This is a genomic window from Aquirufa sp. TARAVU-A1A, assembly GCF_054558675.1.
Genome location: NZ_JBPXKP010000001.1, coordinates 353,898 through 371,141, shown reverse-complemented (window position 1 = coordinate 371,141; position 17,244 = coordinate 353,898). Strand labels below are relative to the sequence as shown.

Annotated in this window: 21 protein-coding genes and 1 tRNA gene; 5 read left to right on the top strand and 17 right to left on the bottom strand. The window is 39.4% G+C overall.

What is annotated here, in order from left to right; genetic code table 11:
- Window positions 1-62: 62 nt before the first annotated feature.
- Genes V7S75_RS01695 through V7S75_RS01670 form a run of 6 tightly spaced genes read right to left on the bottom strand, consistent with a single transcriptional unit; the run spans window position 63 to window position 4,743 of the window.
- The gene (locus V7S75_RS01695; RefSeq protein WP_459510958.1) at window positions 63-884 is read right to left on the bottom strand and encodes an alpha/beta fold hydrolase; all 822 of its coding nucleotides are present in this window, start codon (window positions 882-884) and stop codon (window positions 63-65) included.
- 59 nt (window positions 885-943) lie between these two features.
- Window positions 944-1,402 carry a YybH family protein gene (locus V7S75_RS01690; protein ID WP_459510957.1) on the bottom strand — a complete coding sequence of 153 codons (459 nt, stop codon included), beginning with the start codon at window positions 1,400-1,402 and terminating at the stop codon, window positions 944-946.
- 17 nt (window positions 1,403-1,419) lie between these two features.
- The gene (locus V7S75_RS01685) at window positions 1,420-2,274 is read right to left on the bottom strand and encodes an alpha/beta hydrolase (protein WP_459510956.1); all 855 of its coding nucleotides are present in this window, start codon (window positions 2,272-2,274) and stop codon (window positions 1,420-1,422) included.
- A gap of 18 nt (window positions 2,275-2,292) precedes the next feature.
- Complete coding sequence (locus V7S75_RS01680) at window positions 2,293-3,135, bottom strand: alpha/beta hydrolase (RefSeq protein ID WP_459510955.1); 843 nt, start codon at window positions 3,133-3,135, stop codon at window positions 2,293-2,295.
- Window positions 3,136-3,148: 13 nt separating this feature from the next.
- Entirely contained in the window at window positions 3,149-4,003 is an 855-nt protein-coding gene (locus V7S75_RS01675; RefSeq protein WP_459510954.1) for an alpha/beta hydrolase, read from the bottom strand.
- A 14-nt stretch (window positions 4,004-4,017) separates the two neighbouring features.
- Window positions 4,018-4,743: a hypothetical protein gene (locus V7S75_RS01670; protein ID WP_459510953.1), complete on the bottom strand. Its 726-nt coding sequence runs from the start codon at window positions 4,741-4,743 to the stop codon at window positions 4,018-4,020.
- Window positions 4,744-4,911: 168 nt separating this feature from the next.
- Between V7S75_RS01670 and V7S75_RS01665 the strand changes: the two genes are divergently transcribed.
- The 3 genes from V7S75_RS01665 (at window position 4,912) to V7S75_RS01655 (ending at window position 6,964) form a co-directional block, all read left to right on the top strand.
- Window positions 4,912-5,583, top strand: coding sequence for a DUF5715 family protein (locus V7S75_RS01665; protein WP_459510952.1), 672 nt, complete (start codon window positions 4,912-4,914; stop codon window positions 5,581-5,583).
- Window positions 5,584-5,734: 151 nt separating this feature from the next.
- Window positions 5,735-6,409, top strand: a complete 675-nt coding sequence (locus V7S75_RS01660) for a DUF1349 domain-containing protein (RefSeq protein ID WP_459510951.1) — start codon at window positions 5,735-5,737, stop codon at window positions 6,407-6,409.
- Window positions 6,410-6,523: 114 nt separating this feature from the next.
- Window positions 6,524-6,964 (top strand): DinB family protein, encoded by a 441-nt coding sequence (locus V7S75_RS01655; RefSeq protein ID WP_459510950.1) that lies wholly within the window; start codon window positions 6,524-6,526, stop codon window positions 6,962-6,964.
- A gap of 118 nt (window positions 6,965-7,082) precedes the next feature.
- On the opposite strand, the gene V7S75_RS01650 is transcribed toward V7S75_RS01655, so the two are convergent.
- From V7S75_RS01650 to V7S75_RS01640, 3 genes are all read right to left on the bottom strand, one after another.
- A complete protein-coding gene (locus V7S75_RS01650) occupies window positions 7,083-7,319 on the bottom strand; it encodes a DUF1059 domain-containing protein (RefSeq protein ID WP_459510949.1) in 237 nt (78 codons plus the stop codon).
- Between the two features lie 10 nt (window positions 7,320-7,329).
- Window positions 7,330-7,674: a TfoX/Sxy family protein gene (locus V7S75_RS01645; protein ID WP_459510948.1), complete on the bottom strand. Its 345-nt coding sequence runs from the start codon at window positions 7,672-7,674 to the stop codon at window positions 7,330-7,332.
- 153 nt (window positions 7,675-7,827) lie between these two features.
- On the bottom strand, window positions 7,828-8,589 hold the full coding sequence (locus tag V7S75_RS01640) for a LamG domain-containing protein (RefSeq protein ID WP_459510947.1): 762 nt from the start codon (window positions 8,587-8,589) through the stop codon (window positions 7,828-7,830).
- Window positions 8,590-8,675: 86 nt separating this feature from the next.
- Here V7S75_RS01640 and V7S75_RS01635 point away from each other — a divergent pair, with 86 nt between their 5' ends.
- Window positions 8,676-9,023 (top strand): winged helix-turn-helix transcriptional regulator, encoded by a 348-nt coding sequence (locus tag V7S75_RS01635; protein ID WP_459510946.1) that lies wholly within the window; start codon window positions 8,676-8,678, stop codon window positions 9,021-9,023.
- A gap of 184 nt (window positions 9,024-9,207) precedes the next feature.
- Here the strand turns inward: V7S75_RS01635 and V7S75_RS01630 are convergent, their stop codons facing one another.
- The 7 genes from V7S75_RS01630 to V7S75_RS01600 form a co-directional block, all read right to left on the bottom strand.
- The gene (locus V7S75_RS01630) at window positions 9,208-9,687 is read right to left on the bottom strand and encodes a GyrI-like domain-containing protein (protein WP_459510945.1); all 480 of its coding nucleotides are present in this window, start codon (window positions 9,685-9,687) and stop codon (window positions 9,208-9,210) included.
- A 3-nt stretch (window positions 9,688-9,690) separates the two neighbouring features.
- Window positions 9,691-9,900 (bottom strand): helix-turn-helix domain-containing protein, encoded by a 210-nt coding sequence (locus V7S75_RS01625; protein WP_459510944.1) that lies wholly within the window; start codon window positions 9,898-9,900, stop codon window positions 9,691-9,693.
- Between the two features lie 3 nt (window positions 9,901-9,903).
- The gene (locus tag V7S75_RS01620) at window positions 9,904-10,458 is read right to left on the bottom strand and encodes a DUF2975 domain-containing protein (RefSeq protein WP_459510943.1); all 555 of its coding nucleotides are present in this window, start codon (window positions 10,456-10,458) and stop codon (window positions 9,904-9,906) included.
- 128 nt (window positions 10,459-10,586) lie between these two features.
- Window positions 10,587-10,663: transfer RNA gene (locus tag V7S75_RS01615), tRNA-Asn, on the bottom strand.
- Window positions 10,664-10,739: 76 nt separating this feature from the next.
- On the bottom strand, window positions 10,740-12,122 hold the full coding sequence (locus V7S75_RS01610; protein WP_459510942.1) for an efflux RND transporter periplasmic adaptor subunit: 1,383 nt from the start codon (window positions 12,120-12,122) through the stop codon (window positions 10,740-10,742).
- Between the two features lie 104 nt (window positions 12,123-12,226).
- The gene (locus V7S75_RS01605) at window positions 12,227-13,681 is read right to left on the bottom strand and encodes a TolC family protein (protein ID WP_459510941.1); all 1,455 of its coding nucleotides are present in this window, start codon (window positions 13,679-13,681) and stop codon (window positions 12,227-12,229) included.
- A 96-nt stretch (window positions 13,682-13,777) separates the two neighbouring features.
- Window positions 13,778-14,446, bottom strand: a complete 669-nt coding sequence (locus tag V7S75_RS01600; RefSeq protein ID WP_459510940.1) for a M15 family metallopeptidase — start codon at window positions 14,444-14,446, stop codon at window positions 13,778-13,780.
- 46 nt (window positions 14,447-14,492) lie between these two features.
- Between V7S75_RS01600 and V7S75_RS01595 the strand changes: the two genes are divergently transcribed.
- Window positions 14,493-15,728 carry a nucleoside recognition domain-containing protein gene (locus V7S75_RS01595; RefSeq protein WP_377974352.1) on the top strand — a complete coding sequence of 412 codons (1,236 nt, stop codon included), beginning with the start codon at window positions 14,493-14,495 and terminating at the stop codon, window positions 15,726-15,728.
- Here the strand turns inward: V7S75_RS01595 and V7S75_RS01590 are convergent.
- Window positions 15,725-17,161, bottom strand: a complete 1,437-nt coding sequence (locus V7S75_RS01590) for a capsule assembly Wzi family protein (RefSeq protein WP_459510939.1) — start codon at window positions 17,159-17,161, stop codon at window positions 15,725-15,727. The two genes, V7S75_RS01595 and V7S75_RS01590, sit on opposite strands and share 4 nt — an antisense overlap.
- Between the last annotated feature and the right edge of the window lie 83 nt (window positions 17,162-17,244).

Here is a 17,244-nt window from a genome sequence, read left to right as displayed (position 1 = left end):
AGTTTGAATGTTGCGGCCATTTCCATTATTTTAACTTGCCGGTGTCAAAAGGTACATGATTTCTATTTTCCTAAAAAATCAACAATCAAATTGGAAATCAGCGTTGGTTTCTCCATAAATACCATATGGCTCGTATTGGGTAATATGACCAATTGACTACCAGGAATTGTTCTATAAATATGTAAACCATGTTCTAATTTGATTACATCTCTATCTCCGTATACAATTAAGAACTTGCTTTTAATTTTACGTAAATGGTCATCACTAATTACTTCTTTTGTGATCCACATGTCACGAAGTTGGGTGAAAGTCTTTTGCCAAGTATTTCTATTTGGAGATAATTTTAAAAAATCATTTAGCCAATATTGTTTGTATTCTTCTGAAATATTTTCAGGTGTTCTTGTCTTCATATTCTCCACAAATCCAGCAGGTGCAGCATCATACATATCACTATCTGAACCACAGGCAACCACTTTTTTTACTTTATCGGGTCTATCATGTGCGAGAATAAAAGCAGAATTTCCACCATCACTCCATCCCACAACATAAACACTATCCAGTTTCATTTTATCGATAAATTCTGCATAATAATCTGAGAAAATTTGATAGCTAATCGCATCAATTTGCTCTGACCTTCCTTGGCCCGGACTATCAATAGCAATAACACGGTAGTTCTTAGATAAAGGCCCTATTACTTGATTGAAATTACTAATAGAACCAAATCCACCATGTAATAATAGTAACGGCGTTCCCTTTCCGTATTCTTCATAATAAACCTTTGCCCCTTTGATTGTAATATATTGACCATTATTCGAACCGTAAGGTACTTGTGCATAAAGGGTTTGGGATAGAAATAATATCCCGAGTAATAATAGTTTCTTCATTTTTTTATAGGGTTAAACAGAAAATATATTGCCGCTTTGCGAGTAAGACTGTCCAATGTTTAATTAGGCAAATCTGAATTATTCATTTCACGATGAACTTTCCATTTTCCATTTTCTTTTTTCCAAACGATTAAATATTTCCCGTTGCCAAAACTTTCACCACTTTTTGTTTTAAATACAAAAACCCCTTCCTCTGTCAGGTAATTTTCATCTCCCCAAACTTCCATGGTTGTGATTTTAAGTCCACCTACATTCATATTTCGGATAAATGCTCCCCATGCCTTGATTAAATTTTCCTTCCCTTTTATCGGTTTCTGATGGTCCGCCATCAAATAGCCATCCGTAGAATAAATGGACGCAATGCCCACAGAATCTCCATTTGCCATGAAATTTTCTGCTTCACGATTTGCTGCTTCAATTTCACTTTTTGCCTTTGCTAAATCGAAGCTTGATTTTGTTTCGGATTGACATGAAAACAAGCTTGCGGCAATAACTGCCAAGAATAATAGTTTCTTCATTTCAATAAAATTTAAGATTAGTTCTTTTTATACAAATACCACATACAAGAACTCAACATCGCCGGCATCACAGATCCATGCGTTTCATCCGCAAATTCGACAAATTTGGTTTCGATGTTTTTGTAATGGCTTTTGAGTTGGTTGTCAAAATAGCGTAAATCTTCGATCGCATCTTTAGGTTCTAAACTGCCAAAGGATAAAAACACTTTGGCGGTATATTCTTTGTGCGTGGCTGCATAATTTTTTTCTACCGTTCGAATTTCATTATTCAACCAAAGTCTTTGAGAGGAGCTGTTAATCCCATAACGATTAAACAATTCTGGCGTTTTAAACATCAAAAATGCAGTGATTTGGCCCCCTAAAGAATGTCCTGAAATGCCTCTATTTCCATTGAAACTATATTTAGACTCAATTAATGGGAATATTTGTTTTGTTAGTGTTTGTAAAAATTCTTCGCCTTTTCCGGAATGGAGGCTGCCAACGGGCAAACCAAAGTATTTTGCCGCTCCCACATCATTCAAGGTATCTTTTGAAAATGTGTAATCAGGCCAACGGTTGATCAACCATTCACTGGTTGTCTTTTCTGGACCCGAAATCGTTACAACAATCACATCTTCAATCAAATTTTCAAACTGAAGCGTGCGATGCGCTCCGTGTGCGATGGCTGCTGCATAATACCCATCCAAAATATAATACACGGGATATTTTTTGCTGGCATCATAACTTACGGGCAATGATACCTCCAAGGTGTATTTTGTTTTGTTGAATGTGGATGTCAAATCAAACTTTGCCGTTAAGTCTTTCGTCAAAGGGAATTGCGCATACAGCGATTGAGATAAAAATAATATCCCGAGAAATAAAAGTTTCTTCATGGTAAATAAATTTATGGGTTAATTTTTATTGGAATAAAGTACACGCATGGTCCGACTGATCATCGCTGGGCCAACCGAATTATGTGTTTCGTCTTTGAAAAGGGCAAACGTCGAATTAAACCCTTGATACTTTTTCAAACCGGCTTCAAATTTCAACAGATTATCCAAACCATCTTCTAATTCCGCAATGGAGAAAAACACCTTCGCGTTTAAATTCGTTTGGCCGTAATTAGCTTCGGCTTGAAAAATGTCATTATCCCAAAATAAAAGGGACGGGCTGTTGATTCCAAATTTGGTAAATAAACCATCTCTTTTGAATAAAAGATTGGCCACATACAAACCACTTAACGAGTGCCCTGAAATTCCTCTTTCGTTATTCGTGCTATACTTCGAATCGACCATGGGAATGATTTCATTTTTTATGATTTGATAAAATGTCTCTCCGCCTCCCGAAACCAAACCGGGCGATTTGATATTCCACATATTCGAAAATGTACTGTCTTTCTTCGGTCGGTGGGTAAACGTGTAATCGGTCCAGCGTTTCACTAACCATTCATAATCTGTTTTTTCGTCCCCGGCGATCGAAACTAAAATAAAATCATGGACCAAATTGCCCATTTTAAGGGCTTTCATGGCCTCTTTCGCGATGGGAAAGGCATAATAACCATCCAACAGATAAAAAACAGGATACTTCTTTTCTTTGGTATAGGTGGTCGGTAGTGCCACCGAAATTTTATAAGTGCGGTGGTTTATGGCCGACGTCAAATTTATCTCGTCGGTGTGCATGGGCGCTGTGCTCCATTGAGCATTGCCCAAACTAACACATGCAAAAAGCAAAATAATGGAAAGGCTGAATTTCATTTAGCTGTCTAGTTTAGTTCTTTTTATATAAATACCACATACATTTATTCAACATAAGCGGGATGACCGATGCATGGGTTTCATCGGCAAATTCAACAAATTTAGTCTGTATGTTTTTGTAATGACTTGTTAATTGACCATCAAAATATCGAATATCTTCAACCATTTCTTTGGGTTCTAAGCTGCCAAATGAAAAATATACTTTTGCTTGATAGTCTTTGTTTGATTCTGCAAATGATTTTTCAATATGTCTAATCTCATTGGACAGCCAAAGCCCTTGAAATGAGCTGTTTATACCAAAACGCTCAAACATGTTTGGCTTTTTAAACATGACATAAGCTACGAATTGTGCACCCATGGAATGCCCAGATATCCCCCTTTTCCCATTGAAACTGTATTTGTTCTCGATGAAGGGAAGTATTTGATTGCTTAGGGTCTGTAGAAACAGTTCCCCTTTTCCTGAAACGGTGCTCCCTGCGGGTAGATTAAACATTTTTGCTTGTTTCACATCGTTTGTCGTGTCACGTGAAAATGAAAAATCCGGCCATCTGTTAATGATCCATTCACTTGGCGTTTTTTCTGGCCCCGAAATTGTTACAACAACCACATCTTCGATTGAATTGTCTAGCTGAAGAAATCGATGTGCCCCATGCGCTATATATCCCGCGTAATACCCATCTAGAATATAATACACAGGATATTTTTTATTGACATCATAGGTTACAGGCAATGATACTTCTAGCGTGTATTTTTTATTATTGTATTTCGAGGTCAAATCAAACTTTGCCGTTAAGTCTTTCGTCAAAGGGTATTGCGCAAACATCGAATGAGCAAACAAGAGGACAAAAAAGAAGCAAATGTGTTTCATAGCAGTTGGGTAAATTAAATTTTTGTTAATGGTACATGCGCAAACCAAAATACGAAATCGCGCCAAAAGGGCAAATAGAGTATATCAAACAGGACCATTCCATGCGCAATCATATAAAGGCCTAAAATCAACGGAAATACCCAACGCGCTTTGGCTTGTTTACGTTCGCAATAAATGATCACGAGAAAAACCGCATAAAGCGTAAAAATCGTGGTCAAATAGGCCACAAATGGGTCGCTAATCACCCGAAACGCAAAGCGAATAAAAGCCGGTTCGATGAATGCCAAACCCGTGACAATCATTCCCCGCGCATGTAATTGATAATCCCTTTTGTACCGAATCGCAATGAAAAAAGCGGTCGCCAAAATGACCAAATCCTTGCATGAATTAAACGCCCCTACTAAATCATTATCCGTCAGCCATCCCTGGTGCGGTATGCGCGAATGGGTTAACAAAAGGATCGAAATGAAGATCAAGGGAATCAGCAGATAGCTTATTTTTCCCAGCAAGCGATGATGCGCTACTTGCTTTTTCCGAATTAAAATCGGTTGGATAATCAACAAGCTCATCCAAAGAATAAGCACGGTGGCATGGAAATGAAAATAATAGGAGAAGTTGGCGGTACCATTGAAAAACTTAGCAAAATACGATGGCCAAAAACCCAGGCATACCAACAAGATTAATCCGAAAAAGTAATAGCCTGATAAATCAAAGCGCAATTTTTTAACCTGTTTTTCCATGTGTGTAAACTTCAAGAATCAAGATAGTTTATTCCAGCTGTGTGACAAATGTGACATCGAATAAATGTGTTCCCAAAAAGGAAATGGGAACAAATTGTACAAGTATGCACGCGAAGTTTTAATAGATTTGAATCATATTTATCTTCACAAGCTCAGAAACTCACCAGCATGAAATACATAAACCTGAAAAACATACTCCTGCTAATCGGTGCAATAACCATTTTCCTCATGCTCATTGTTGGGATTAAATATCCCAAACAAATCAAGCGCATCATCAAACGAATTGTCCTTTGGGAATATTTTACGAACCGAGATAGCTCATGTGAGCAATGCGATATCCTATTTCAAGATGGCGTTTCAGAGCAGGAAAAAGCCTTTCAAAGCGAAGGGATCAAACCCAAAAAAAGTTTCGCGGCAATTCACAAGTTAATCGACAAACATGTATTGCGTGAAATCGAAACCTGTGAGGATTATGTCGTGGAACCAATGGATGCATCCGTTCCATGCTTGTTACCTAAAGGGGTCAAATTCTTAAAGCGCTTATCCCAGGATTATCGCGCGCTTTGTATACAACAGCATTTGGAATATGTTCCCTTTCGGATAACAAGTGCCACTCGGACGACCGAGTCGGTGAAAACACTCCAACAAAATAATGGCAATGCCATCGAGAACTCGGCACACCTACGCGGAAAAACATTGGATATTAGCTATTTAACAGCGAAGAGCCAGGTCGAACAAAAGAGGCTTTTCATTAAAGCTTTAGCCGCTTTAAAACAGGAGGGACTATGTTATGTGAAATATGAAGTGAATATGAAATGCTTGCACATTACCTGTAGGTAGTTACCCCATTTTGAAGAATACATGAGCATATTATCATACGCATACTATACTGATTAGAAGCTTATGCAAGAATGACACAGACGCTAATTATTGCTGTTCGCCAAGCTCAAAAAAATAATTATATTCACGATAGTAATTAATCTCCTATCGAATGAAGCATGTATTCACCTGGTTAATCTCCTGTCTCTTATTTTTCCAAGTTGACGGACGATCCAATATCATAAAAAATGATTCCATACAAATACGTGGAATTCCGAGAAGCTTGACTTGGGAAATTAAACCGAGGAAATTTATTCAAGGCAAAAATTCAATAACGATTTTTTCGGGTGAAAAAACGGATATGTTTAGGGATCCTAATGTAACCTACAACACGGACAATGCCCCCAAATTACTTTTCAAGGCCGACTCAAACTTTGTATTTACGGCAGCCATCGAACATGCATTTATGAGCAAATGGGATGGAGGGGCTTTGGTGTTAAAAGCTGATAGTTTGAATTGGGTGAAATGCTGTTTTGAAAAGGATTATACCGGAGCCAGAAGAATTGTGACGGTTGTCACGAAGGGGATTTCAGATGATTGTAACTCGGTTAAGCTAACTAAAAATAAGGTCTATTTTAAAATTGCCAAAGCAGATAATGTGATAACCATTTACTATTCCGAGTCGGGTAAAAAATGGTATTTAATCCGCCATTTTACCTTTGATTCAAGCCACCCGCTACAAGTCGGATTACTCGCTCAGTCGCCCACGGGAAAAGACTGTCGGGTCACCTTCAGCGAACTAACCTACCATGCTAAAAAGATTAAGGATCCCTATGCTGGGGAATAGGTGATACTAAAACAGGCAAAGATCATCCAATTTACTTTCAGCGTGAAAGAGAAAATTCAAAAGATGCCGCGAAAAAAATAGAATTAAATAGTAAAAATCGATTTTCAGACATATATGCCAACAACGTCAATAAAAAAGCTTCAATTTATATGTGACACCCTTCCTGATTTAATGAATCAGATGGATGATGCTACATTTTCAAAGAAAGATGATCCAAACAAATGGAGTAAAAAAGAAATTTTAGGCCATTTGATTGATAGCGCAACCAATAACCACCAACGATTTATCCGGGCTCAATTTGAAACGAATCCTGAAATAATTTATGACCAAGAGAATTGGAATCGATTTAGTTATTACCAACAAATGAACTCGAGTGATTTGATTGGATTTTGGTTCACATACAATAAACATTTGATTAATCTGATCAAAAATATACCAAGGGAAAATTTATCCCGAACGTGTTTCATTGATGGAAACTTACTTACATTACAATTTTTGATAGATGATTATATTGTTCATTTAGAGCATCACATGAAGCAAATATTAAATGATTGAAATTAAAATTGAGTCGGTCAATTGACTGACACCTTGAGTTCTCAGGCCCCTCTTACAGACGAAAGATTCAGCTATCATGTGTTGATAGCGTATGAGTGACTATTTGGTAAATGAAGGGTTAACTATTGCTTAGCTTGTCAAATTCCTCCTTTTTATTTTCAAACCATGTAGCAAAGTCGGATGGTTCTTTCATCATTTTTTGCATTTCATTCATTGCATTTATATGAGCCACATCGCCCTTTTGAAACATTTCCATTCCGTGTTTTTTACTTTGATTGGCAATGTCATCAAAGGTCTCGCCCAAGAATTCAATATCACAAGCTCCACCGAGCTGTTTGCAGGTCATTTTTTTCATGATGATAATTTTATTCTTGGGTTAATAAGTGATTAAATTCCAAAGCTTTTTCAATCCAAAAATCAAGCCCCTCATCCATATCAAAACCAGATGCCTTGATAAATAAAAATCCTCGCATGACTTGTCCAGTAAAGTCCATGATGGTACTTCCGTGTTGGTACAACAAATTCTCGTAATTAAGTTTCCCAACACGCACCATCAATCTGTCTTCATTACATTTTTTATCAAAATCTAATCCGATGCACATCGCATCGCGCACCATAAAAATAAGCCCACCCATCATTTTCTTTTCAGAATAATGAATTCCTTTTAACCGAGCTCGTATTCGGTCCGCTTGATGTACAGAATATGCCATATGCGACGTTTGAACAAATATAAAACAAAAAAGCCGGTCATTTCTGATCGGCTTGCTCTCCTTACAGACGAAAGATGCAACTATATACCAATGATTGAGTATGTGACTATTAGGAAATTAAAGGGTTAAACTTCGTGCAAATTGACAGAGAGTTTAAATACCTTCCTGTTTAACTTCTTTCTTAATTGGAGCTTTATAAGGTCTTTTTATTATTTTCAAATCCTTAAAGTATCCAACTGTAGCAATATCAACATAAAGTCCAACTCCACCTTTTTTAACTTTACCCAACATTTTATCAACGATAAAAGAGGAATATTTCATATTGTTAATAAACATTTCGGCCGTTTCTCCATTTACCTCAATTCTCATTGTTATCCATTCTTTTAAAGCAACTGGTGCCGAACCCTCATACGAGCCAGGAGGATAATTTTTTCTAAGTGTTTCAAATTTTGCATTCGGATAAGAAAAATATTGAACAGCGTGGTTTCTATGCATTTGATTGGGGGCTCTTCCAGCTTTAGGTCGCAAATAAATTGACTCAAACGCAGAATCGTTTGCAGCAATTCGATAATACAAGCCAATAAAACCGGCAGCTCCTGCAAAAGGGGATGGTTCTTGAATTTGACTATACATCTTAATCTCAATGGTTCCATTTTCAAAATCATTTAATCCAACTAATTTTGCATAATGTTTTTCATCTACAGTTGCCTCTAATCTATTGGGGTCAAATGGCAAAGAGTTTAAATCTCTTTCAATTTTAAGGACAGATTCACCTTGAAACTTAATGATTGATCCTGTCACATTATGTAATTCAAAAACTTGTTTCCCTAAAGTCAATTTTGTTTGAGCAAAAACGGAGGAAACAAAAACGAACTTGATTAATAAAAAACTGATAATCTGGATGTAACTTTTCATTTTATATTTTTTTTACAAATCTATTTCAAATGGTATACATTCGTAACTAATTTAGTAAATACAAGTAACCAAAAGGTAACCAAATTATGAGTAGCAAATTTATCGACAACCCATTAAATTGCCCAGTAACCCGCACAATAAGTATCATTGGAGGTAAATGGAAACCCATCATACTAAACTGTATTGGAGATAGGACAATTCGATTTGGGAAACTAAACCAAATCATACCGTCGATTTCAAATAAAGTATTGTCTAGTGAGTTGAGAGAATTAGAGCAATATGGATTGATTCATAGAATTGAATTCACTGAAATGCCTCCTCGAGTAGAATATTCTTTAACTAACGCAGGCAAATCGTTACTCCCATTATTACTTGAACTTGCTAATTGGGGTAATACTCATACTGCTAAAAAAATCATTAAAGAATTTACTTGATATTTAGAACGATGCAACTAGCCTAACTCACTGAAGGACAACAAAAAAGGCGACATTTCTGTCGCCTTGTGCAGTTTTGCTCCCCTTACAGACGAAAGATGCAACTATTATGCGATGATTGAGTATGTGACTATTAGGAAATTGAAGGGTTGAACATCGTGTCAAATTGCAGGAAGTCAATTACTTATTTTGCTTTTATAGGTATCCAGATTTCTTCTTCTGATGATGGGTCATTGTTTTTATATTTTTCACCCAAAACTTCAAAATGTGCTCTATCATCTAATATATATTCTGAATTGGGCACCCATTCGCTATAGATATATTGAAAAAAAGCTGCGGCACCTGAACTCATTCCTTTATAATTAAAAACTGCATAAAGTCCACTTGATAAATTATATGTTTCCAATTCATCTGGGACGTTATTGAAATTTTCAACCTCTACCGTGGCCCATCTTTCAAATTGGTTAGTAGGTTTGAAATCTATAAAGTGATTAGGAGCATATACGACTAATGATATTAAATCGTTTGTCAAAGTATTGGTTATTTCTTTTCTTCTTGGCATAAAACTACCCCATAGTTCTCCAATTCTATAATCGGCATAACTCATTGTCATTCGTTTTCCAACCAATTTCTTATCGTTTATTGTTTCTGTTCTTGGTATCATTTTTCACTTTTTATTTACAAACTCTAATATTTCAGCAGGTTGACAATCCAAAACCTTGCAAATTGCTTCCAATGTGCTAAACCTTATTGCTTTTGCTTTTCCTGTTTTAAGAATTGAAAGGTTTGCCAATGTTAATCCAACTTTTTCAGACAATTCATTTAATGACATTTTTCGTTTTGCCATCATCACATCCAAGTTTACTATAATTGGCATAGGTTATACAGTTAAATCGTTTTCAGATTGTATTTCAATGCCCTTCTTAAATATCATTGCAAATATGAGAAGAATGACACCCATAAATAACCACACATCTCCACCTTCAAATTTTATTTGTTGAAGAGAAGGTAATATTTTGTCATTACTTATAATTTTCAACCAATTAGAAAAATTATTTCCCCAATAAATAAAAAGGCCAATTCCAAATGACAAATAGGATAGATTAAAAATGTATTTACCCATTGTTTCATTAAAAGGTGTTGATAGATTTAATTTCTTTTTGTGAAAAAGGTTGACAATCAAATAAAACAATATGGACTTCAACACTGAAACAATTATCATTAGAACAACTAATGATATAAAATGACTTTCGTTGAATTGATTCAATTCATATAAGTTCATCCCACCCCAGAATTTGGAGGATGCTAAAGGATTGATAAAAATCGAAACAAAGGCATTTACTATCAAACCGCCAGACTCGATACATAATCCAATAAAAATAATCCAAGCAAGTACATTCAGCACTTTGAAAAGAAAATCGGTTCCTTTTGACATAATTCGTAAAATTTATGTCACAAACGTAGTCAATATTTATTGATAAACAATAAATATTTATTTATAAATATAAAATTTTGACATAAAAAAGGGTCATACTATCAAAGTATAACCCTTTTATCTTTTTATGGCTCCCTCTCCTGGGCTCGAACCAGGGACCCCATGATTAACAGTCATGTGCTCTAACCAACTGAGCTAAGAAGGAATTTTGTTCCTATTGGGACTGCAAAAATAGGGGGACAATTCATTAAATGCAAGATTGCCCCCCATTTTTTTTGAAATTATTTCTTATCCGCTTTCTTGGCCTCCTTTTTCTTCACGACTTCACCATCCTTCAACTTCTTCGCAACCGTCGCATAAGGACCCGAAATGATCTCCTGGCCTTCCTTCAAGCCCGAGATAATCTCGATGTTCTCAAAGTCTGATATTCCCGTCTTCACAACGACTTGCTTAGCCTTACCTTTCTCTTCCACAAATACCACTTCCTTCGTGCTCTCCTTACGTTTCTTCGCCACATTCGCATCGTCCTGTGTGGTTACCGCTGCTCCATCTGCTGGCTTCTCTTCGCCTTCTTTTGCTTCCGCTGGTGCACCTAATTCGCGTGTGGTTACCGCCGACAAAGGCACCGTTAAAATATTCGTTTTGGTATTTGTCAAAATCTCCACCGATGCCGTCATGCCTGGCTTCAAAGGATACGATAATTTTCCTTGGATCAAATCCGCATACGAACTGCGCAACACGCGAATCTTCACCTCAAATTCCGTAACCGCATCCGTCGTAACCGATTGCGCTGTACCCGACGAATTTGCCGAACTAGCCACTTCGTACACCACGCCCTTAAACTTCCGCTCAGACGAAGAGAATGCATCTACATCAATCAATACCGTATCTCCCAAACTCACCCGCGTAATGTCATTTTCATTCACATTCACACGCACTTCCATGTTATTCAAATTCGCGATGCGCAACATCTCCGTTCCCGCCATCTGCGAAGTTCCTACCACACGCTCACCCAATTCCACATTCAACTTCGAAATAATCCCACTCTGTGGCGCATAAATAGTTGTCTTCGTTAAGTTTGTCTTCGCCTCTTTAAACGCTGCCTCCGCAGATTTTACGTTGAAGTTGGCCGCCTTCACATTCGCCTTCGCCGCTTCTAAATCTTGTTTGGCAACTAAATAGGCCGACTGGAACTGATCGAAATCTGAATCCGAAATCACCTTATCATTGTGCAAACGGTTATTCCGATCAAAGTCAATCTTCGCCTTGCTCAAACGGGCTTCGCTTTGTGCTAAGACCGCCTTGCTCTGCTCTGAACTTGCTTTCATTGCATTCACTTGCGCTTCCGCACGTGCTAATAAAGACACATAGTTGTCTGGACGAATCTTCAATAATTCCTGACCGGCAACGACAGAATCTCCCTCAGCAACTTTCAAGGATACAATCTCCCCAGACACATCAGGCGACACCTTCACCTCAACCTCCGGCTGAATCTTACCTGAAGCAGAAACCTTCTCCACGATCGTCCCTTTTAGGACTTTGGCATATTCCACCTCCGTAGGCTCCGCCTTCCCAATCCACTCCATCTTCTTCGCCAAAGCCAAGCCTCCAAAAATCAATATCACCACACCTGCGATGATCATCCATGTTTTTTTGTTATTCATATTCTTAATTATTGTAGAGACGCGATACATCGCGTCTTTTGTTAAATAAATCCTTTAATGTTTTATTATTTAGACGCGAAGTATCGCGTCTCTACTATTTAGCACTAAAAAGTCAAACTCTTCCCTTGGTAATAATCCAAAATCTTCGTCCGAAACACAAAATCATATTTCACCTGAATCAAGGCCAAACGCGCCTTATCCAAATTCGTCTTCTGTAAATTATAGCTCACAAAATCAATCGTCCCCGCATTAAAACGACTCTCTGACGCCCGGAAACTTTCCTCCAAGGCCGAAACTTGTTGGGAAGATGCCTCATATTTATTCGCCGCATTCACCATATTCACATAAGCCTGCTCAATATTTTGACGCAAAGTCAAACGTGCACGATCGGCCTCAATTTCCGCATTTTGCTTTTGCAAGCCCGCCTGCATCACCCGCGTACGATTCGCATATTTGGCAAAAATCGGAATGTTTAAATTCAACGAAACGACTTTGTTCTGCGTGTTATTCAATTGATCAAAATACGCCACCGTCGTACCCTCGCCATATTTCGGTTGGACCGTTGAAACCGGATAATTGGTTCCGCCAATCGCCACAGATCCTAAGTTGACCGTTTGCGTGCCTAATAATTCCACCGACTTCAATGCGTTCGATTGATTCGCCGACCAGCTTCCACTCATCGATAGGGTAGGGAGGCGTAAGGCTTTCGCAACATCCACACCTTTCGAGGCTCCTTGCACACGGAAATCCGCAGCACGAACTAAAGGTTGAATGTCCAAGGCTTTGGCATAAATTGCATCAACCGATAAATCATAAGCCTTCGAGGAAGGAACCGGCACCTGAATGCGTTGCAAATCAAATGCCCGAATGCTCGAATCATTCAATAATTGCTGTAAGGTCAATTTGTTGATATCCAAGGTGCTTTGAAAAGACACGACATTGGATTCTTCATTGGCCAACTGTGCCTTCAAATCCAAGACATTCGATATCGGCAAATTACCCGCAGTCACTAATTTCTGCGTACGCTCAATTTGTAATTTGGTGATTTCCGTCTGCGCTTTGGCAATCGATAATTGATCCTCCGCATTCAAAATAGACAAATACGAAAGCACCACCTGCAAGGCAATATTCTCGCGCATCGATTGCAAATCCTGCTGCGTCGCCTTCAGTGAAAACTCATTTTGCAAGATTGTATTACGCAATTGACCACCATTAAAAAGGGTCAAATTCGCATTCAAACCTACGTTGTTGTAATTGATATTGCGTGAATCGTAACCATTGGTATACGGGTTAATCGACCGGCCAAAACTCGCCGCTTGATTAATATTTCCCCCCAAAGATGGCAATTGATTGTATTTCGCTTGTTGGTATGTCAACTCCGCATTCTTCAAGTTCACCTCATAAGACTTCACCGTCAAATTATGCTGCAGCGCGATGTCCACGGCTTGGCTTAAACTCAAATGAACCACCTGCGCATTGCCTTGAATGGCGGTCTGCGCGTGAGCTCCCCAGGACAATCCTGCCAACAAGGTAAGCGAAAGGTATTTTTTAATAGACATAGGCGTCGATAGAATTAGTTCACAATAATACACAAATGCGTTTTGTGCAAGTTTGATTTTTGGATAAACGGCAAGAGTCGCTGATAAAATCCGCGATTACTGCACAACAGGGAAACGGCGTTTCGCCTCCGCACGCGAAAAAGCATTAAAATGCCACCACTCAAATTCAATCCGCATAAAGCCAGCCGCTTGCATGGCTTCCCGCAAAATCAATCGGTTTTGATAGGCTTTTTGGCTTAGTTGGCCTGATGCCAAAAACACCCGCTCCTTGGAAGGATAAGCCAAATCGCCAAAAAAATCATATTTCGTTCCCATGTCCAAAGGCTTTCCATTCGCATCCGCCACCGTTAAATCCAAGGCAGATCCATAATTATGAATGGAATGTTGCTTCGGATCCGCCACGTATTTTTGGCGCTCTGAGGGCGGATATTGTGTCAGCGTATTCCACAAAACCCATTGAATGGATAGGGGACGTGCGGCATCGTAAATCAATAAATGAAAACCCGGATGATTCTTTTCTAGGGCAGACTGCGCTTGTTGAAGCATCGCCATGACCGGTTTTTGCACATAGGCATGTCGCAGGCAACCATAAACATCCTTGCCCATGAAATTATCCGTTGTCCCATATTTCAACTCCACCAATACCCCGGGGGCATTCGATGTAACCTCAAGCAAGCCTTGTTTTTCCATCGCAAGCTCGTACGAACAGGTCGTTTTTTGCGCCCAGGCAGCAAAGGAGAGGAGGACTAAGGCAATCGTGCGCATAATAATCAGAGATTTTGCCTAAATTTAACCAAATTTCCTCGACCCTATGGCATTAAATTGGATTTGGTTTTTATTCTTCGGTGTGGCTTTTGTAGTCGCAATCATTCAATATCTCTTCTTTGGGAATGCCGAAATATTCAAAATCCTCGTAGATGGCATGTTCGATTCCGCGGAATTAGCCGTCATGAAAATTGCCTTGCCTTTGGCAGGTGTCATGACTTTTTTCATGGGTATTTTACAAGTAGGCGAGAAGGCGGGAGCGATTCAATTTTTAGCTAAACGCATCGGTCCTTTTTTCACCCGTTTGTTTCCGGAGATTCCCAAAGACCATCCAGTGCACGGACAAATGATCATGAATTTTTCAGCCAATTTATTGGGTTTGGATAATGCGGCGACGCCTTTTGGGCTGAAAGCGATGCAGAGTTTACAAGAAGTTAACCCCGATAAAGATACGGCCTCCAATTCTCAAATCATGTTCTTGGTTCTGCATTCCGCAGGCCCCGTGTTGATTCCCTTGAGTATTATGGCCCAACGGGCCATTTACGGTGCGCAGGACGCCTCTGATATCTTCATTCCTTGCCTCATGGCAACTTATGCGACGACAATTACGGGTCTGATTTTTGTATCCATCAAACAGAAAATCAACTTATTAGAACCTGTACTTTTCGCCTGGTTAGCCGGCCTAACCGCCTTTCTCGGAGCCATCTTGTGGTACTTCAGCTCCTTACCCAAAGAGGCCATCGAAATGCAATCTAAAGTCTTCTCCAATGGCTTTCTATTCTTGCTGATTTTCTCTTTCATTGCCGCGGGAATGCGCAAGAAAATCGACATTTTCGGAACGTTTGTGGAGGGCGCGAAAGGTGGTTTTGAAACTTCCGTGAAAGTAATTCCTTATTTAGTGGGGCTATTGGTTGCGATTTCTTGCCTGCGTAATTCGGGCGTTTTGGGCTATATGGTTGACGGAATTAAATATCTCGTAGATTTGTCGGGCATCGACAACCGCTGGGTGGATGCCATGCCTACAGCCTTGCTGCACCCGGTGAGTGGCAGTGGATCGCGCGCGATGATGATTGATACGATGAAAACTTTCGGATCAGATTCGTTTGTGGGGCGCTTATCTTGTGTATTCCAAGGTTCAGCAGAAACGGTATTATACGTCGTGGCCTTGTATTTCGGATCTGTTCAGGTGCGTAATATTCGCTACACCTTGTGGGCAGGATTGTTCGCCGATTTTGTGGGAATCGCCACCGCGATTTGGGTGAGCTATTTGTTCTTTGGCTAGTTCAAAGGCAAAACCAAAGAGACATTTCCTCCGACAACATCCGGTTTCCAAAGACCTTTGTCGGCGCCTATCGATGCCTTCAATTGCGCATCATATCCCATCAACTGGACAGGTCGTTGCCATTGCAAGCCAAAGGAATATTGCTTTTTCACGGGGATGTTTTCTATACCAAACCAACCGATGGAATTGCTTAATGACCCTCGAAATGTGAAATCATTTTCACCAAATTTGGCTTGAATTCCTACATAAAACGATTCGACACGGTTATTATCATAGAAGGTTCCATTTGTATTTGTTAAATCCGTTTCAGAATCCAAGGTCATCATGGGTGTTCCTAAGCCTTTGCCCGCATAGGTCCATCCTTCTCGATAAACCGCATTGTTGAAGTAATTATCCAATCCCCGATTCACATCCGTTTGATTGAATACCGATCCGCCTTGAGAGGTAGTATTTAAGTATTCCGCTACGACTTTGGTAATGCCTTGCTCGGATTTACGCGTAAATGAAATTCCATGAAGACCATCGGTAATATTGTTTCCATGGAATAGGGAGCCATCTTCATAAACGCTTTGTCTGTAGAAAAGGAGTTTAGCTTCCTTCCAATCAACTTCCATCCCCACGTCTACGGAACCGAGGTGATTTCCTAGGCGATTCCATCCGTCATTAATTCCATACGTTGCGGTATCGCTGCCAACGACATTCATGCTTTGGCCCGTAATCACGTATAAATAATCCTTGAGACTGCTGGCAATTTTACCATTTTTCGCCGCGAAATTGCCCGGGTCAGCATATTTCAATGTACCAGCCCATTGAACTTGGTGATTAAATCCTCCGTAAAACTTGAAAAGCCAATTGGGTTTTCCCAGTCGGCCATAAAATGATTTTTGATGTAAATAGAAATCGGCCACATCGCCACGTTGGTTATCAAACCACCCATGCGCAAAATTGCCTTTAAAGCCCACGAAATCGTTCATAAATTTGGGCGCCCAATAGTCGTTGACAACCAAATTAACCATGGGCATGGGCAATGCATTTCCCGACCAAATATAAGACCCCGAACTGAGCGTTGAGTCAACAAGGCCTTGAATTTGTTTTTTTCGGCCTACCTGTAATTCAAAGATCCCCATTTTACCTTTGAGGTAGGCTTCTTGTAATAAAACATCCGCTTTAGTCTCTGTTAGATTGACCAATCCGCGAACTCCATACCCCCAACTGTATCGTTTGTTTACTTGGACAAAATCACTCAGCGCAATGGCGGCAGTAGCATAACTTTCTTTTGTGGGAACGGCGCCGTATTGATTGGCACGTAACCAGAAGGGCGTATAGGTACCGGAAGTAAGGCCCATGCCTAATTCCAGGCTAGGACCAATCTTATCCTGAGCTTTCGCGCAAAAGCTGAACAACAAAAGAAATGAAATTGCGCGAAGACGCATGAAAAAGGGTTTAGGTACGCAAAATACGAAAAAAGTATTAAGAAATCTGTAGAGACGCAATAGACTTAGAATGGGTGTAATAT

Bases quoted from the DNA above. Each gene is read 5' to 3' on its own strand.
- V7S75_RS01695 (WP_459510958.1), bottom strand. From the start codon at position 884: ATGAAGAAACTATTATTACTCGGGATATTATTTCTATCCCAAACCCTT.
- V7S75_RS01690 (WP_459510957.1), bottom strand. From the start codon at position 1,402: ATGAAGAAACTATTATTCTTGGCAGTTATTGCCGCAAGCTTGTTTTCA.
- V7S75_RS01685 (WP_459510956.1), bottom strand. From the start codon at position 2,274: ATGAAGAAACTTTTATTTCTCGGGATATTATTTTTATCTCAATCGCTG.
- V7S75_RS01680 (WP_459510955.1), bottom strand. From the start codon at position 3,135: ATGAAATTCAGCCTTTCCATTATTTTGCTTTTTGCATGTGTTAGTTTG.
- V7S75_RS01675 (WP_459510954.1), bottom strand. From the start codon at position 4,003: ATGAAACACATTTGCTTCTTTTTTGTCCTCTTGTTTGCTCATTCGATG.
- V7S75_RS01670 (WP_459510953.1), bottom strand. From the start codon at position 4,743: ATGGAAAAACAGGTTAAAAAATTGCGCTTTGATTTATCAGGCTATTAC.
- V7S75_RS01665 (WP_459510952.1), top strand. From the start codon at position 4,912: ATGAAATACATAAACCTGAAAAACATACTCCTGCTAATCGGTGCAATA.
- V7S75_RS01660 (WP_459510951.1), top strand. From the start codon at position 5,735: ATGAAGCATGTATTCACCTGGTTAATCTCCTGTCTCTTATTTTTCCAA.
- V7S75_RS01655 (WP_459510950.1), top strand. From the start codon at position 6,524: ATGCCAACAACGTCAATAAAAAAGCTTCAATTTATATGTGACACCCTT.
- V7S75_RS01650 (WP_459510949.1), bottom strand. From the start codon at position 7,319: ATGAAAAAAATGACCTGCAAACAGCTCGGTGGAGCTTGTGATATTGAA.
- V7S75_RS01645 (WP_459510948.1), bottom strand. From the start codon at position 7,674: ATGGCATATTCTGTACATCAAGCGGACCGAATACGAGCTCGGTTAAAA.
- V7S75_RS01640 (WP_459510947.1), bottom strand. From the start codon at position 8,589: ATGAAAAGTTACATCCAGATTATCAGTTTTTTATTAATCAAGTTCGTT.
- V7S75_RS01635 (WP_459510946.1), top strand. From the start codon at position 8,676: ATGAGTAGCAAATTTATCGACAACCCATTAAATTGCCCAGTAACCCGC.
- V7S75_RS01630 (WP_459510945.1), bottom strand. From the start codon at position 9,687: ATGATACCAAGAACAGAAACAATAAACGATAAGAAATTGGTTGGAAAA.
- V7S75_RS01625 (WP_459510944.1), bottom strand. From the start codon at position 9,900: ATGCCAATTATAGTAAACTTGGATGTGATGATGGCAAAACGAAAAATG.
- V7S75_RS01620 (WP_459510943.1), bottom strand. From the start codon at position 10,458: ATGTCAAAAGGAACCGATTTTCTTTTCAAAGTGCTGAATGTACTTGCT.
- V7S75_RS01610 (WP_459510942.1), bottom strand. From the start codon at position 12,122: ATGAATAACAAAAAAACATGGATGATCATCGCAGGTGTGGTGATATTG.
- V7S75_RS01605 (WP_459510941.1), bottom strand. From the start codon at position 13,681: ATGTCTATTAAAAAATACCTTTCGCTTACCTTGTTGGCAGGATTGTCC.
- V7S75_RS01600 (WP_459510940.1), bottom strand. From the start codon at position 14,446: ATGCGCACGATTGCCTTAGTCCTCCTCTCCTTTGCTGCCTGGGCGCAA.
- V7S75_RS01595 (WP_377974352.1), top strand. From the start codon at position 14,493: ATGGCATTAAATTGGATTTGGTTTTTATTCTTCGGTGTGGCTTTTGTA.
- V7S75_RS01590 (WP_459510939.1), bottom strand. From the start codon at position 17,161: ATGCGTCTTCGCGCAATTTCATTTCTTTTGTTGTTCAGCTTTTGCGCG.